Below are 14322 nucleotides of genomic sequence, written 5' to 3' on the forward strand. Positions count from 1 at the left end.
GCTTTATTATGCGTTTACTCTAAAACCTGCTTCTTTCATCAGATTCGGATAAAACCAAAGACAGAAATTCGACTCGACAACCTGCTCCCTTCGGTGATTGGGCTACCACACCCGCTGTAAACGGTGCTGAGGTGTTCATTCCAAAGTATCGAATCAATTTCCAAGCTTCACCATCTGATGAGTAATAAAAAGAAATAAGTTGATCATTCTTCGTTATTTTTAAATAAGGATTGCTTACTAATACACGCTCAGAGTTACAATCATCGGACAAACCGTTCTGCGTAACAACAGACACGATCGTAGCATACTCACCGTTGAACTCAAAACAAAGCTTAGCCCAATTGTTCTCATCTGCCATCAACATCAGACACCCGGAATCATACAATTCGTTCATGTCTACCTGAAGCTGCGTTATAAGCTGAAATGTTGAATTCACCTGGATGTGCAGATAGGGTGCAGAATGAGCAACATGTTTACCTCCGGGGTCTTTGAAAAAGTCAGCATTCGTTGGAGCATCAATGATTAGCCTGCCATCTGCTGTAAACTCCCAATGTTCAGGTTCATTTAACCACATTAAATTCTTTCTTGTTTCTGGCTGAAATAAATTCTTAATCATAACTCATTCTCCTCTATTGAATTAACTTTTATTTCTTAAGATGGGATGTTCAACAAAAACCCATCTTTCCCCTTCTAAATATATCATTTATAAAACAATTTTGTGATATTTGACATCTCTACCCAGCACGAATACTCTAGCGCTTTGCCCCAAACTTAATCGTCAGTTGTTCCCATCTCTAAAAATAAGTTACAATGACACATGGTAGTAAATACCTGTAACAACTCTATTTTTCTTGGAGGATTTTATGAAGCTCACTACCTTTTTTCCTTATCGAAACGATGCAAGAAAGATATTGATCCCTTATTTAAATCAATTGACTGAGGAACAGTGGCATGCAAGGCATCCAGATCATCCGAATTCGATCGCTTGGATCGTTGAGCACATCGCGCGCAGCGAAGACGAATGGATTAACGTGATCGTACTTAAGGGAGAGCGACGACTTCAACGAGTCTTGGATCGTCCTCAGCAAATTTTGCAGGCATATATCGACATTCGAGACCATACAGACCATAAACTCGACTTTATGGAATACGATGAACGCGAGCCAGTTGTAGAGCTCCCTCGTTTTTCAGACGGTTGGGAACCGCCTTCGCCGCCGACGCTACGATGGATTATCCATCATGTTTTCGATCATGAGTCGTACCATGTCGGTCAAATCGGCGTCATAGCACGTTTAAACGGATTCGCCGGCCCCCTATTCTGAACGTAATGACTCGATAGCTAATCGTATAAGTTATGTCCATTTCGGTAATCGGTACAGTTCCTTGTCCCCGGCTCGAGACAAGAAATTGTACCGATAAAATAAAAAAGCCGCTAAAATAGCGACTTTCAATAAAAACCATGCAGTTGTACCTCGACATCAGGACCAGCCGGATCGCTTTATAAGGTTAGTTACAAGTTCATCGTCGAAGACGATTCCGAAACCCGGCGTGGCCGGAATATGAATCTCTCCGTTTTCGATTCGATAGCCTGATACATCCATTCCTTCGATTGTAATGTCGTCATATTCCACAAATTCGAAGTTCTGCACCGCGGCTGACAAATGTCCAGACGCGTAAATACCATAGGCATTTCCGTAACAATGAGGCGCAGTCCGCAAACCATGGGCATCCAGTTTCTCGCCTAATTCCATCCAATGCGTGAAACCGGGTCTGATGATATCGTACTGCAGCACATCGACAAGGCCGCGTGTCGCCCACTCAATTAGATGCGGTGAGGCAAGCCCTTCCCCATCCGCGATAAGCACATTCTGCCCACGTTGCCGGAGCCACTCCTTCAGATCCTCGTACAAGGCATCATCCTCATGGAACGCTTCTTCCAGCCAATACAGATTTACATCCGCTAAAGCCCCCAAGACCTCTTTGGTTAAGTTCAAATTATATGCATTATTCGCATCGATCATGATCTTACCTGCGGGACCTGCCACTTCCGAGATCCCCCGAACAATTGCGATATCTCGTTTCGTCCCTTCCCAGAGTGGCATATGGCGTCCGCCACGGCCAACTTTAATCTTAAAATGACGTTGACCCTTCGCATATCCTTGCATCGCTTCTTCCTGCATCAACACGACAGCGGTCCTCTCATCGGACAAATGCAAATCGTCGAAGTACAGTGAGGTATCATAGCAGGGAACAACCAATGGGACTCCTCTTTCCATGTGGCCACCGGACACCAAGTCATACACGGGTTTGTCTTGTCTCTTTCCTAACCAATCGAGCATTGGGTATTCCAATTGCAAACGATACGCTTCGAGCAGTCTGCCCCGGTCATCGAATAAGTCAAGCAATCGGCGGCCTATGATGTCTTGGGCCCATTTCGGCGTCATATGAATCGAGCTACCGTACCCTGTTTGTCCATCGATCGTTATTCTGGCGATATCCACTGTGCAGCTTTTGCCATGAATGCCGATCCTGCCATTGGCCCCCGCGCTTCTGGCTCGTTCTCCCGTTAACTTGGCGAATTCGATCTTTTCCACTTTCCAATCAGATTGTATACCCGTAATATTCATAGAATCCTCCTTCACCGACTCGACGGTTTCATGTCCCGATGTGATTCGTAAGCAGAACACCATATTATAGAATTATACTGTTAGAAGATAAGAACATTCTTCTTCCGTTGGAAATCTGTAAATGACCTTTCACTTCAATTGCTGTTTCCAGACTGATATCCCACTTTACTTTGTTTTATCCGTATCCTTCTTTATGGCTTTGTTACCCTCTTGATCCAGAGATTCTTGATAGATGTCAGCGTAAGTTTTTGAATCTTTGATTAGATCGTCGCAGAAAGCCGCTACGTCACTGCCCGTCACTTCGAGCACGCCTTTCCTTAAGGCCGCACCCTCTTCAAAAAGATCAATTATCCCCGAAAGCAAACCCGTCCCGTCCGTTAGCTCAACAGGACCGACCTTAAAGAGATATTTTTGAATCTCTTTATAAACAATCTGATAATCTTTCGGGAGCGCTTTGACACGCGCCACGTGCGCCCGCCACTCTTTTTTGCCTTCAATGATATCTTGAATTCTCATTTTCATCCTCCTATTTACCTAATTTTTTAGCGATATTGTCGTTGAGTTGCTTGCGCCACTTGTCGCGAAAAGATTTTGCCTCATCGATGCCGGCCAGCGCTGAACAGAAGCCTTTGATATCGTCACCCAAAACCTCTTCGATACTCTGTCCGTCTGCCGCCGTTTCTTCGAGCAGGCCAAGCACACCGTCAAGAATGGGCATGAGGTTGCGACCGGTGAAATCTGAGTGCGGCCAAAGATGCGCATTAATTTTTTCCCATGCCGCTTGATAATCAGGTGGTAACTTTTTGGCTCTCAATTCAAAAGCTTTCATTTCCTTAGTCATGTCGCTGCCGGTGATTTTCTCCCAAAAATTCATTATTTTATCTCCTTTAACTCGTTAATTTTTTCCCGTTGCTATTCTGTATCACTGGTATAAAGTAATACATACTACAGCTATAAAGTAACACGCAGTAGATGGATTGTCAATAGCGTTTGTTCTGATGTCGATTGTACGTTTTCAACTATCCTGCCGTTAATCCATGGGGACAAGAACTTGCACCCTTAAAGGAAAAAAGCCGCTAAATTAGCGACTTTCAACGGGAGCATGTTTTGTATCCGGCAATTATAGTCAAATCCTTGTTATCCGTTGTTCAAATTCAAATATGTTTTGCACTAAGCCTTTGTAACAGCGGATATTAGCCTTCCTAACGGTTTACATCGGATCTAGCAATATGAGCATTTGCCCAATCCGCATGGTCGTAGCCAGTGCCGTCTCCGCCATCAGTAACGACCAGCTTCAGTACGTTTGCACCGGAGATATCCGCATGAACTTTTTTGACGGAATCAGATCCGGTAATAAGCCCGCTGTCATATACTTTCTCGTCGTCTGCCCAAATTTGAAATACGACCGACCCTCTATTCCCCACTTCATCATCGATTCCGATATCAGCGGCAAACGTTGAGAAGTTGCCGCCTATATAATAAGCAATCTCAGCATTCGCATGTACACCTAAGCCTTTCGTATATTTTTCACCGCCAATGGTTATGGTTTTTCCGTCGTCTTTTGCTTTTTCACCGTTACTCTGATCCCGTTCTACGGGCCCCCAATGATTAGCGGAATGAATCCATTCCACACCACTTACATAAGAATCTTCAGTTGGGAGCCGTTCTGGTATCCAGACTATGGAGTCGGCACTCCACTCTGATTGCTTATTATTTTCCCCATATTCAAATGAAACGGTGGCATTTAAATTTGCGAATCCAGGCTCAGCAGTATCTGGGGGCGTCACACGCCAATCCGTTTCAATCGAACTTCCAGGAGAAAGATTCGTGACCAGAGGATCATTTACTGCCTCTACGCTCCAACCATCAGGGGCCGTTAAGTCCAATTGAATGGCCTCGATTGTGTTTTGTCCATAATTTGTAAAGGTTGAGGTTAATAGGGTAGGTTCACCCGGAATAACATAGTTATTACGATAAGAAAAAGTTGTTGCCGATTGAACATCTATCGTGTAATGCACTTCGGGAATCCATTGCTTACGGTAAAAGTCGCGTCCTTGGACAACGACCCTGTCATCGTAAATTTGCACATACAATCCTTGGCTTTCATCCCAGTTTACTGTTGGTGCGAAGGTTGTATAATAAACAGAAGCTGTATTGATACTCGTAAATTTATTCTGCGTTAGGTTAATATTTGGAAGTCGCATATCCCGATGAGTATGGCCAGTGAATAAAATAACTTGCGGATACTTCGAGAAGAGATCAGTTAGACGCTTTTCTGCTGTTTCATGTACAGCGGAAAGAGGCTGATGAAGAAAAACAAACATAGGCTTCTCGCTATTACTGCGCTTCTCCAAAGTATCTTCCAGCCAATTCAACTGCTCGTCGCTCAGATAGGCATGGTCTTTGGTGGGAGAATCGACGGGCCCCCAGCTTTCAGAGCCTAGAAATATAAAAGGATAGCCTTTCACGATTTTCTCGTAGTACACATGCTCCTCTTCGATAAAGTCTGCGAACCGACTTGTGTTCACTTCATTTCCTTCTCCATTAAAAAACTCATGATTCCCAATGGTCATATACAGATTCTTCGGTTTAGGAGATTGATCAAGAAGTTCGCGAGCCTTCGCATATTCTTCGGGAAAACCGTTATTCGTTATATCTCCGTTGATGACCATAGCATCTACCAGCGGATCAGCGGAATGAAGATCTTGAAGCGCTTTCAATAATTTGTTATGAGAGAACGATGTATCCCTAATATGCAGGTCACTGATCACTTGAAAGGTTGCTTTTGGTTTTTTTTCATATGCATTTGTGTCCCCTTGTGCTGATTGTGCGTGCGCTGGAGCAACCAGGGGGATAAGCATACAAGTTGCTAAACTGAGACAAGCCATTACTTTTTTCATTATTTTCCCCTCCTCAAAACCTTCAAATTTTTTTCAGTTCGCTTTTCTCGGTACAGCTACTGCGGACAATAAGTTTTGTCGGCAAATAGCTGATCAATGGCAAAGGTATCCCCCCTTCCATGCGCTGAAGCAGTAATTTGACTGCGATTCTCCCCATTTCCTCCTTGTGTACCTGTACCGTAGTTAACGGAGGGTTAATGAATTCTGACATTTCGACATTATCAAAAGAAACAACAGATATATCATGGGGAATCGATAGCCCATATTCACCAATTGCCTTATACGCCCCGAATGCCATTTTGTCGCTAGCTGTGAATACGGCCGAAGGCGGACTCTGCGTGTTTAAAATTTTTTTCATGGCTTCATAGCTCTTGATCAGATCAAAGCAGCCGTCTTGAACCCACTCCGGAACAATTTTAAGATGGTTCAACTCCATCGCTTCTTTATAACCATAGAAACGTTCTTCTTGGTCAATCGGCATTCCAACTTGTGAGCTTCCGCCAATAAATGCAATATTTCGATGACCGAGATCTACCAAATATTGAACTGCTTGCATTGCCGCATGACGAAAATCCACCGTAACATAATCCATTTCCAACTTAGGTATTCCGCCCACCGATATAACAAATGGAACCCGCTTATTCAGCTCATTTATAAAATCATGCTTAAGCGGTCCGATACAAATAACTCCTAAGTCACTCTCGTTCATATCCCCAAATAAATTGAAATTGAAAATATCCTGCACCTCAAATGTAAAGTCCAATATACATTCTTGATCAAGTAATTCACTTTCGATTCCGTATATAATTTCTGAAAAATATGGATCCTGGTATTTAGCTTTTACATCATATAAAACAAGTCCCACTCTCTTTGGGACCTTTTCATTCTCTGAAAATTTTTCGTTTTTTTGCAGTTTATTTTTAAACTTATAGTAACCCAGGTCCTTGGCAACTTGAATAATTCGCAGACGAGTTTGTCGTTTACAAGTGTTGGCGAGTTTGCGTTGTTTAAAGCCCTCGAAACCGAAGAAATAGATACATTGGCATGCTCAGCAATGTCTTTTAAAGTTATTTTCATATCGGCATAACACCTGTCTGTTATAGTTTTGGAAAGCGCTTACCTCCCCTTTGTTGAAATATTATACTGATTTAGCAAATTATTCAATCTTTTTTGCGCAATTTTTCACTTTTTTTGCTGCAAATCATTTCTGCGATTGCCCACATGATCACTTGAGTAAGCCCTCTACTTCTGCCAGCTAGCCTCTGAACAAGATCTTGTACCTCAATGCAAAAAAAGCCGCTAATATAGCGACTTTCAATGGGACAATGTACTTGTCCCTCGACCTTACTACTATCTTTTATACTTCAATCTTTAATCACTTTCGCTGGATTACCACCAACAACCATCATGTTGTCCGGCACATGCTTAGTCACCACGGCTCCTGAGGCGATAATGACGTGGATGAACCTTTCATTTTGATGAAGCACTGCAGTTCATATCAAACCCGGAAGATGTCTATTTGAAGAAGGAACCGCGGCAGCCCCTGTTTATCATGGTTAAGCTCTTAATCCTGGGATGGATCCTCATCCATGCCAACGGCAGAATCAAAAACACTGTCTTGCGGAACGCGCGTGAGATCCAGCTTTTGCTTCACCTGATCGTTGATATCCCCATACCAGGCCTCAAAGGAGTCATCCAACTGCTCTTCTCGATTACGATCCTCGTTCACATCCGAATCCACTTCGATTTTATTGCCTAATACCCCATAGTCGTCTTTGGGATGGATCATACTCTTTACTTCAGCTCCTTCGCATACGGATTGAATTAAATTTCCCTGGAAAAGCAATTCTATACATATCTGCTTTTCCAACTCCGGCGCACAAACATCGTTACCATAAAAAAAGCCGCTAAATTAGCGACTTTGCATGGTACTTTATTCTTGTATAGCGACATGTTTCAGCATTCTACCGCGACTTATCGAATAACCCTCTACGAATCAAGTTTGCTGTAACCGGCGTCTTTCCGATTTCTCGAGACCATATTGACAATTGACCGATATGGTGAATTTCGTGGGCAATCACGTGTCGCATCACTTCACCGAATGTAAAGCTTTCCTGCTCTCCGTTTTGGTTTGTATCATACATGATGCGGTCTTCCAAGCTATCATTCCAAGCGTAGATGAAGGGTGCAATTTCCGCATGGCATCGTGCCGAATAATCTCTTAATCCCTGTACGCTGGCACAATCCTCGAACGAAGGGATGTCCAGCTCTTTTCCTTGTAAATCCCCGCACAACCAGGCATATTCAACGGTCACGATGTGATAGAGTGTATAGAGAATGCTTCCTATGCCCCCGGTCCGTCTTTTCAACAGTTCTTCCTCACTCACCGTATCGCACCAGTCAAACCAATCTTTGCGAACTTGCCAGTTATACTCGAACAGTTTCAACATGTCACAGCCTCCTGTAATACAACTTTGTTGCTTCTACCATGATTCGCCATAAAATCTTGTTATCCTCCAATCTGTGAAGATCCCTGATCCCGCACATATGGATAACAAAATATAACTCCTAGGATAATTGATGCGGATACGGCCTGTTACGGGGGGCTTAAGATACTCATAACCGCACCCTAATTTAAGGCTTAATTGCCTTGATTACCGCTGAAACGATGTAATCCTCGATATTGGATCCCTTAATCCAATCTTTAATAAAAGCTTTGGACTCATCCTTCGGTTCAACGGAGATATCTGTAAATCCACTTTGACGGAGCATGGCCTCAATTTCGTCGATTGATGATGCCCCTGAAATGCAGCCAGAATACAGTTCATTCAAATCGTCCTTTATTTCTGGAGGAAGCTCTGCTGTCGTTACAATATCAGATATCGCTAATCGGCCGCCTTTTTTAAGAACGCGAAAGGAATCATGAAATACCTGCTGCTTATCCGGCGAGAGATTCACTACACAATTCGAGATGATGACGTCCACCATGTTATCGGCAACCGGAAGATGCTCAATTTCCCCTAAACGAAAATCTGTATTCACGAAATTCCCCTTAGTTGCATTGCTACGAGCCCGGCTAACCATTTCAGGCGTCATGTCCACACCGATCACTGACCCTGTCTCCCCCACCTGCCGGGACGCTAAAAAGCAGTCAAACCCACCACCGCTGCCTAAGTCCAGTACCACCTCACCAGGCTTCAACGATGCAATAGCTTGGGGATTGCCGCACCCTAACCCCAGATTTGCACCATCAGGTACCGAGTCTAATTCTTCATTTGAGTAACCTAATTCGCTTGAAATTGTATTAAAATCAGAAGATGTAGTGCAGCAACTGGTTGCTTGTATATTGGGATGGCAACACGATTCAGCACTAGCTTCTTGAACGGCCACTTGCTTATATCGGCTTCGTACATTCTGGCGGATTTCATCATTCGTTAACTTTGTCATGGTAGACACTCCTTAGGATTGGTTTCGATACAAGCAGCATTCATTGCGGATTTAGCAGCAAGCCTGAAGTGATTGCGTACAGCACGGTATTGCTTCTGGTTGGCGAAAACCGGTTAAGATACGATGCCGTTTAGAATCGGACTTACCGGTAGACCATTTCCATGCTTCTCGAGCGTTCTTTTGTATCTCTATCTCTTGTGCCTTCATCATGTACTCAGCATAGTAATAATTGTAATTCATCCGGATCCTCCTTCATTCAAAATTGTTTATGTTAATGACTCACAGCGAATCGCTGATGCGCCAATTGACATTATTTTAAGCAAGTCTCCCTATTTATTTGCATTTTGCAAGTAATTGAGAAGAAAATTTTTTACCCGATTATTGGTTTGCAACAATGATCCGATTTAGCCATGGCTTCATTCATCAACCTGATTGAGCGCAGGACGGTTTCTTTCTCAAACTCAGTCATTGACGAAAAAATATCGTCAAAATAAGCATTCATCTGGTGATCAATCGTTGTAGCAACGTATTTTCCTTCAGCGGTTAAGGAAAGTGTATAAACTCGGCGATCGGTCGGATCTGGTGTCTTTTTAATTAGATTCATTTTGATTAACGCCTGTACCTGCCTGCTAAAAGTGGTAATATCCGTCCCCAATGTGTCTGCGATTTGTTGAATAGAAGGATGATGTTGACGATCGACTTCGAATAAGATATGGCTTTGAACCGGCGTAATGTCGTTACCGCCTACGGTGCAGCAATTTTTGTTCAATAAGCCGAAGCGGCGTGTCATAATCTGAAATAGTTCACGTGTGCTTTCCATTTGTTCTCTTCACCTCTTACTTCAGTTATACACTTATTATTTGCAAAACGCAAATGTTATTTGTGTAATTATTTCCCTTCACTTTTTATTATCAGATCTGATTTTCCGCCGATCGAAGCCCTGGATATGGGAGCTCAGCATGCTGTCTCCGTCCTGAGACGGAGACGAAAACCATTCTGCCGCCCGTCACTCCTTAGCAGAGCTATGCGATATCTTTAAACCAAAGTACGAACAGAAAGGGGCAAGAAGGATGAAGCTGATTTATCAATTAGAGCATGTGAATAAAACATACAAAAAAGGAAAGGTTGTTGCCAATCATGACATAAGCTTTGATGTGCAAGAAGGTGAAATTCTCGGTTTGCTCGGTCCGAATGGAGCAGGCAAATCCACGCTAATCAAGCAGATGGTAGGACACCTTGCTCCCACCTCAGGTACAGTACGCTATAAAGGAACCAGCGTGAAGACCCAAACCAAGCAAGTTGCCCAGGAGGTAGCCTACTACTCGCAAGAGCCTCACGCCCTGACCAGTTTAAAAACGTGGGAAGCTTTGTATTTTACGGGAAGATTGCGGGGGTTGACGAAAGAGTCCGCCGTAAAGCAAACAGAGGAATTGTTGGAACGCTTTGGAATGCAGGACCTTCGTCATAAGCTGCTGAAGAACGTTTCCGGTGGACAGAAGCGTTTAATCGGAATAGGAACTTGCTTGATCGGCTTTTCCCCCGTCATGATCCTGGATGAACCGACCAACGAGCTGGACCCGAAAAAGAGAAGACTCGTATGGGATCTGATTCAAGAACGGAATCGGCAAGGAGTAACCGTAATCTTGGTGACACACAACGTGCTGGAGGCCGAACAGGTCGTGGACAGAGTAGCTGTCGTAAATCACGGCAAGCTGCTCGCCATCGATCATGTCAGCGTATTAAAACAAAGGGTCGATCAGCGGATGAAGCTGGAAATTACGACTTCCTTTGGTGAAAGCGATCATGTATGCCGAAGCTTAATCGCGCTGGGACAGTGGACCAAAACGGGAGAAAACCGTATCCGGGCACTGATCGAGAAGCAAGACGCCAGCTACGCGATTGACTTCATAACCAAGCAGCATTTACCGATTGAAGAATATTCCTTAGTCCCGCCGAATCTTGAAGATGTCTATTTTCATATCGATGACGAACAGGATAATCCTGACAAAACGGAGGTGATCTAAACATGGAAAATACTCAACCATCTATGCAAAGCAAAGACTTGCAACTGCAAGAAGCGGTCTTTCTTCAAGAGCACGAGCAGCAGAGCGTAATCCATCGCAGAATAACAGAATGGCTGATCCTGGCCCGCATTCAATTCACGATCATCCGCGAGGCATGGGTTTGGATTTTCATCATGGCATGCATGTTTCCATTAACGACGCTGCTGTTTCTCAAATTCTTTACGGTCGACCCAACGCCGGCTGTCATGACCCGTATTATTACGGGGAATATGCTCTTCGGCTTAATTGTCATGGGACTCAATTCCATGGCTCAGGAGATATCTTATCAGAAGCACCAAGGGCACTTCACGTACTATTCGTCCCTGCCGATTGCGAAGGTAAACTTCATCTTTGCCAATCTGCTGCGCGGTTTGATCATGAGCGCCCCCTCTTTTATCATCTTGGCGATGATAGGTCAGCTGGCTTACGGCATTCAATTCCACTACAGCTGGGGACTTGTCCCTGTATTGCTGCTTACCGTCTTTAGCGTGGTTGGCGCAGGTGTGCTGATCGGCTTCTGGTCACCTAGCCACCAATTGACGAACATGCTGGTCCAGGCGCTGATGATGTTCATCTCGTTTTTGACGCCAGTCATGGTGGATATGGATCAATTGCCTGCGATCCTGCAGTGGTTCTCTTATCTCTTCCCAACCACTTACGCCGCCGAGGCTATGCGGGAGGTGCTGATTTCGGGCTGGTCCGGGTCTGTCGCCTGGAACACGCTTGTACTCTTGCTCTTTTCGCTGATTTCCATCATATTGATCTTAAAAAAGGTAGATTGGCGTGTTGAGAAGTAGGGATATGTTCTGCCCTGTCCTTCGATTAGTCGATGGAAGAGTGCTCTTTCCCTCCTTCTATACTTATTAGGCCCAGTATTCTCCCACATGTTTAATCCTCCCATTGATCAAGCGGCTCGCGGCTTTTACCTGTGAGTCGGTGTTATGCATAAAACAATTATCAATTGGATTATACATTTTATTCATCTGATGCCATCCCTATAATGATGTCTAAAGGCAATTATAAACGGGATAGTCAGCTTGAGTATCTCGCGCATGAAAATGACCATATTGCTAATTGGAGGATTTTTATATGTGGAAAGAAACGGAGTTTAAAAAAGCTGTTGATTTTTTCGTTCGAGGTGAATATACCTGTAGTCGCCAACCTGCATCCCAAGTATATGATTACGATTCTATAAAACATCTTGCTTTTGGTGCACATGTTGATGGCAGAACGGACGAGTTTGTCGTATATAATTCTAATTTTGCACACGTTATGGATACCGTAAATAAACTAGATGTAAAAAAAGACTATTGGCTTACCGTGTTTTCAGATGAAGAACATCGTATTTATGAGGCAGAGGGATATAACATCAAAAGTTCAGAGTTTCTTATGATTTTATATCTGGATAACTGGTCTCTTGAACCAGATAACAAGATCATCAAGTGTGTCAAAACGGAGGCAGAAGCTCGACGTATCAATCATTATTTCAATAAGGCTGTTATCGATATCAATAAATTCAATGATCCAAATCTGCATTTTTACGTTGCTGAGGAAAACGGGTATCCTGCATCTTTTGGAAGCTATGCACTGCTAGATAAAACCGCATTTTTGAATAATGTCTTTACACCAAAAGAACATAGAGGTAAAGGATTAGCGAAAACACTTTGCCGAAAAATGCTTTGTGATGCCCAGCAGGAAGGCGCTGTCCAGAGCGTTCTTGTTGCTAGTCAAATGGGACATCCTTTATATCTAAAAATGGGTTATCGAGATGTATCAAAAATGTGGGTGTTTACAAAGCAAGCCTAAGGGCAAAGGATGAATCAAAATGAAAAGATGATGGCAAGGATAAAAACAACGATGATGGCAATGGATAGAACCGCAATTCGGATGCCGATCCGGACCAGCCAAAACTTTTGCGCAATCCGTTCATTGATCGACTCCATATAATAAGCTCCACCTGCAAGGAGAAAGAACAGCAAATTAAAAATGTAATCTCCAGCCGTTTTTGGCTCGGAGGTGTAAGCTTGGAATCCGATGGTATTTCTCATGCTTTCATCCCTAGCGAAAACCGCCATGATGGCAGCCATGATGATGTGTAATACCAAAAAACAAATGATAATCGTCCCGACCATCGATATGCCCCCTATAATGAAAAGAATCGATTTTCAGTAGAAATTTCCTTTTTAAATATAGAGGAAGAGCAGCTGCCAGGGCAAGCTGCTCTCATCGATGTCGAGACACAGTCGAATTCCCAACGGACAACGAAATTCTCCTGGTACGTCAATAACGGCAGCCGATCCGGCTACCGTCATAGACTTTTCTACTTCCAGAATAATGACGCCGTCATTTTCTGTAATCTTATAAGCGGCTCTTCGATGGCCGCAGCGCCCACGAAAAGATGTTTAACGCAGCGTATGAAAGCGGGAGGATCAGATTAAACCCGTAGTCACCGTAATCGTTAGCAAATGCATGGGATAATGCCGCACCCGTCATTAAAAAGAAGATACCAGCGTGAACCCATTCTTTAAGTCGAGGTAAACCTGGCACGACGAGAGCGATGGCTCCAAGCACTTTCCAAATCCCGAGAATGGTTAGGACGTATAATGGGTAGCCCAGATTCGTCACCAACTCGAGGTTTCCTCCAAATTGCATCAGTTGTCCGATACCACTTAACATAATAGCTGCCGCAAGCAGCAATGTGACTGTCCAATAAGTTACCTTTTTTCCGACAGGACGGGCATTTACTTTCATAGTTGTTTCCACACTGGTCATTTTATTCATGGGTTCCCACCTCATCAGTATAATTTTTCTTAATTACAAAGAACGAGCCCCGAATGGTTCCGGCTAATTTTGACTTCTGCCTAGCAAACTTAAACTTCCCTTCTAATTCTTCTGGTACCTCCATCCCCTCCGAAAGTTTAAAACCAACGGCTCGCTTCTTAGGGTCATCAACCGTATACATGACATTGAGTCCAAGACCATTCTCATAAAAGACATAGGCAAATTGGATGTTATCCACTTGAAAACGCGACGTTTCTAAAGGTTTAGCCGCAAACTCAATATGTCGTTCTTCTTTCAATATTCGATTCACATATTCAAGGGTCTCCTGGCTCTCGCTGGCGGGTACAACCGTAAATTCATGCTTATACTTGTTCATAAAGTAACGGGCTTCATTCGCTCGTAAACCAGCAAGCGCTTCTGCTACGGGTGAAGATTCTAAACCAACGGTAGATACATTTTTAAAATCAATGATATTGGACATTGTTATCCCTCCTGAATGTTTTG

Annotated in this window: 19 protein-coding genes and 1 pseudogene; 4 read left to right on the forward strand and 16 right to left on the reverse strand. The window is 43.6% G+C overall.

Annotation, left to right across the window (positions count from 1 at the left end; translation table 11 throughout):
• Nucleotides 1–19: 19 nt before the first annotated feature.
• On the reverse strand, nucleotides 20–616 hold the full coding sequence (locus BJP58_RS04355; RefSeq protein WP_194542943.1) for a DUF1349 domain-containing protein: 597 nt from the start codon (nucleotides 614–616) through the stop codon (nucleotides 20–22).
• A 247-nt stretch (nucleotides 617–863) separates the two neighbouring features.
• Between BJP58_RS04355 and BJP58_RS04360 the strand changes: the two genes are divergently transcribed.
• Nucleotides 864–1322 (forward strand): DinB family protein, encoded by a 459-nt coding sequence (locus BJP58_RS04360; RefSeq protein WP_194542944.1) that lies wholly within the window; start codon nucleotides 864–866, stop codon nucleotides 1320–1322.
• Nucleotides 1323–1478: 156 nt separating this feature from the next.
• On the opposite strand, the gene BJP58_RS04365 is transcribed toward BJP58_RS04360, so the two are convergent.
• The 11 genes and pseudogenes from BJP58_RS04365 to BJP58_RS04415 all read right to left on the reverse strand — a co-directional run bounded on the left by BJP58_RS04365 (nucleotide 1479) and on the right by BJP58_RS04415 (nucleotide 9794).
• Nucleotides 1479–2627, reverse strand: a complete 1149-nt coding sequence (locus BJP58_RS04365) for an enolase C-terminal domain-like protein (RefSeq protein ID WP_194542945.1) — start codon at nucleotides 2625–2627, stop codon at nucleotides 1479–1481.
• Nucleotides 2628–2792: 165 nt separating this feature from the next.
• Nucleotides 2793–3143: a DUF1048 domain-containing protein gene (locus BJP58_RS04370; protein ID WP_071218998.1), complete on the reverse strand. Its 351-nt coding sequence runs from the start codon at nucleotides 3141–3143 to the stop codon at nucleotides 2793–2795.
• Nucleotides 3144–3153: 10 nt separating this feature from the next.
• Nucleotides 3154–3501 (reverse strand): DUF1048 domain-containing protein, encoded by a 348-nt coding sequence (locus tag BJP58_RS04375; RefSeq protein ID WP_194542946.1) that lies wholly within the window; start codon nucleotides 3499–3501, stop codon nucleotides 3154–3156.
• A gap of 328 nt (nucleotides 3502–3829) precedes the next feature.
• Nucleotides 3830–5527 carry an NPCBM/NEW2 domain-containing protein gene (locus tag BJP58_RS04380; RefSeq protein WP_194542947.1) on the reverse strand — a complete coding sequence of 566 codons (1698 nt, stop codon included), beginning with the start codon at nucleotides 5525–5527 and terminating at the stop codon, nucleotides 3830–3832.
• Nucleotides 5528–5549: 22 nt separating this feature from the next.
• Nucleotides 5550–6392, reverse strand: coding sequence for a substrate-binding domain-containing protein (locus BJP58_RS04385; protein WP_194542948.1), 843 nt, complete (start codon nucleotides 6390–6392; stop codon nucleotides 5550–5552).
• Nucleotides 6368–6604 carry a LacI family DNA-binding transcriptional regulator gene (locus tag BJP58_RS34220; RefSeq protein ID WP_194542949.1) on the reverse strand — a complete coding sequence of 79 codons (237 nt, stop codon included), beginning with the start codon at nucleotides 6602–6604 and terminating at the stop codon, nucleotides 6368–6370. The genes BJP58_RS04385 and BJP58_RS34220 overlap by 25 nt, the downstream gene beginning before the upstream one ends.
• Before the next feature lie 287 nt (nucleotides 6605–6891).
• Nucleotides 6892–6987, reverse strand: a pseudogene (locus tag BJP58_RS04395) (acetyltransferase); the annotation flags it as partial.
• Nucleotides 6988–7091: 104 nt separating this feature from the next.
• Nucleotides 7092–7316 (reverse strand): hypothetical protein, encoded by a 225-nt coding sequence (locus BJP58_RS04400; protein ID WP_194542950.1) that lies wholly within the window; start codon nucleotides 7314–7316, stop codon nucleotides 7092–7094.
• A 175-nt stretch (nucleotides 7317–7491) separates the two neighbouring features.
• Nucleotides 7492–7977: a DinB family protein gene (locus BJP58_RS04405; protein WP_194542951.1), complete on the reverse strand. Its 486-nt coding sequence runs from the start codon at nucleotides 7975–7977 to the stop codon at nucleotides 7492–7494.
• A 184-nt stretch (nucleotides 7978–8161) separates the two neighbouring features.
• On the reverse strand, nucleotides 8162–8974 hold the full coding sequence (locus tag BJP58_RS04410) for an arsenite methyltransferase (RefSeq protein WP_194542952.1): 813 nt from the start codon (nucleotides 8972–8974) through the stop codon (nucleotides 8162–8164).
• Between the two features lie 370 nt (nucleotides 8975–9344).
• Nucleotides 9345–9794, reverse strand: coding sequence for a MarR family winged helix-turn-helix transcriptional regulator (locus BJP58_RS04415; protein WP_194542953.1), 450 nt, complete (start codon nucleotides 9792–9794; stop codon nucleotides 9345–9347).
• Between the two features lie 250 nt (nucleotides 9795–10044).
• Here BJP58_RS04415 and BJP58_RS04420 point away from each other — a divergent pair, with 250 nt between their 5' ends.
• From BJP58_RS04420 to BJP58_RS04430, 3 genes are all read left to right on the forward strand, one after another.
• Complete coding sequence (locus tag BJP58_RS04420; RefSeq protein ID WP_194542954.1) at nucleotides 10045–10998, forward strand: ABC transporter ATP-binding protein; 954 nt, start codon at nucleotides 10045–10047, stop codon at nucleotides 10996–10998.
• Between the two features lie 2 nt (nucleotides 10999–11000).
• The gene (locus BJP58_RS04425) at nucleotides 11001–11834 is read left to right on the forward strand and encodes an ABC transporter permease (RefSeq protein ID WP_194542955.1); all 834 of its coding nucleotides are present in this window, start codon (nucleotides 11001–11003) and stop codon (nucleotides 11832–11834) included.
• 292 nt (nucleotides 11835–12126) lie between these two features.
• The gene (locus BJP58_RS04430; protein ID WP_194542956.1) at nucleotides 12127–12843 is read left to right on the forward strand and encodes a GNAT family N-acetyltransferase; all 717 of its coding nucleotides are present in this window, start codon (nucleotides 12127–12129) and stop codon (nucleotides 12841–12843) included.
• Nucleotides 12844–12857: 14 nt separating this feature from the next.
• Here BJP58_RS04430 and BJP58_RS04435 read toward each other — a convergent pair whose 3' ends face one another.
• The 4 genes from BJP58_RS04435 to BJP58_RS04445 are packed head-to-tail and all read right to left on the reverse strand — an operon-like array spanning nucleotide 12858 to nucleotide 14299.
• Complete coding sequence (locus tag BJP58_RS04435; RefSeq protein ID WP_194542957.1) at nucleotides 12858–13169, reverse strand: hypothetical protein; 312 nt, start codon at nucleotides 13167–13169, stop codon at nucleotides 12858–12860.
• 51 nt (nucleotides 13170–13220) lie between these two features.
• The gene (locus BJP58_RS33855; RefSeq protein WP_267907867.1) at nucleotides 13221–13349 is read right to left on the reverse strand and encodes a hypothetical protein; all 129 of its coding nucleotides are present in this window, start codon (nucleotides 13347–13349) and stop codon (nucleotides 13221–13223) included.
• Between the two features lie 46 nt (nucleotides 13350–13395).
• Nucleotides 13396–13818: a DoxX family protein gene (locus BJP58_RS04440; protein WP_194542958.1), complete on the reverse strand. Its 423-nt coding sequence runs from the start codon at nucleotides 13816–13818 to the stop codon at nucleotides 13396–13398.
• Nucleotides 13811–14299, reverse strand: coding sequence for a phage tail protein (locus BJP58_RS04445; RefSeq protein WP_194542959.1), 489 nt, complete (start codon nucleotides 14297–14299; stop codon nucleotides 13811–13813). The genes BJP58_RS04440 and BJP58_RS04445 overlap by 8 nt, the downstream gene beginning before the upstream one ends.
• Between the last annotated feature and the right edge of the window lie 23 nt (nucleotides 14300–14322).

The sequence above is a fragment of the Paenibacillus sp. JZ16 genome, assembly GCF_015326965.1.
Classification (GTDB): Bacteria; Bacillota; Bacilli; order Paenibacillales; family Paenibacillaceae; genus Paenibacillus_AQ.

Bases quoted from the DNA above. Each gene is read 5' to 3' on its own strand.
- BJP58_RS04355 (WP_194542943.1), bottom strand. From the start codon at position 616: ATGATTAAGAATTTATTTCAGCCAGAAACAAGAAAGAATTTAATGTGG.
- BJP58_RS04360 (WP_194542944.1), top strand. From the start codon at position 864: ATGAAGCTCACTACCTTTTTTCCTTATCGAAACGATGCAAGAAAGATA.
- BJP58_RS04365 (WP_194542945.1), bottom strand. From the start codon at position 2,627: ATGAATATTACGGGTATACAATCTGATTGGAAAGTGGAAAAGATCGAA.
- BJP58_RS04370 (WP_071218998.1), bottom strand. From the start codon at position 3,143: ATGAGAATTCAAGATATCATTGAAGGCAAAAAAGAGTGGCGGGCGCAC.
- BJP58_RS04375 (WP_194542946.1), bottom strand. From the start codon at position 3,501: ATGAATTTTTGGGAGAAAATCACCGGCAGCGACATGACTAAGGAAATG.
- BJP58_RS04380 (WP_194542947.1), bottom strand. From the start codon at position 5,527: ATGAAAAAAGTAATGGCTTGTCTCAGTTTAGCAACTTGTATGCTTATC.
- BJP58_RS34220 (WP_194542949.1), bottom strand. From the start codon at position 6,604: ATGAAAATAACTTTAAAAGACATTGCTGAGCATGCCAATGTATCTATT.
- BJP58_RS04400 (WP_194542950.1), bottom strand. From the start codon at position 7,316: ATGATCCATCCCAAAGACGACTATGGGGTATTAGGCAATAAAATCGAA.
- BJP58_RS04405 (WP_194542951.1), bottom strand. From the start codon at position 7,977: ATGTTGAAACTGTTCGAGTATAACTGGCAAGTTCGCAAAGATTGGTTT.
- BJP58_RS04410 (WP_194542952.1), bottom strand. From the start codon at position 8,974: ATGACAAAGTTAACGAATGATGAAATCCGCCAGAATGTACGAAGCCGA.
- BJP58_RS04415 (WP_194542953.1), bottom strand. From the start codon at position 9,794: ATGGAAAGCACACGTGAACTATTTCAGATTATGACACGCCGCTTCGGC.
- BJP58_RS04420 (WP_194542954.1), top strand. From the start codon at position 10,045: ATGAAGCTGATTTATCAATTAGAGCATGTGAATAAAACATACAAAAAA.
- BJP58_RS04425 (WP_194542955.1), top strand. From the start codon at position 11,001: ATGGAAAATACTCAACCATCTATGCAAAGCAAAGACTTGCAACTGCAA.
- BJP58_RS04430 (WP_194542956.1), top strand. From the start codon at position 12,127: ATGTGGAAAGAAACGGAGTTTAAAAAAGCTGTTGATTTTTTCGTTCGA.
- BJP58_RS04435 (WP_194542957.1), bottom strand. From the start codon at position 13,169: ATGGTCGGGACGATTATCATTTGTTTTTTGGTATTACACATCATCATG.
- BJP58_RS33855 (WP_267907867.1), bottom strand. From the start codon at position 13,349: ATGACGGTAGCCGGATCGGCTGCCGTTATTGACGTACCAGGAGAATTT.
- BJP58_RS04440 (WP_194542958.1), bottom strand. From the start codon at position 13,818: ATGAATAAAATGACCAGTGTGGAAACAACTATGAAAGTAAATGCCCGT.
- BJP58_RS04445 (WP_194542959.1), bottom strand. From the start codon at position 14,299: ATGTCCAATATCATTGATTTTAAAAATGTATCTACCGTTGGTTTAGAA.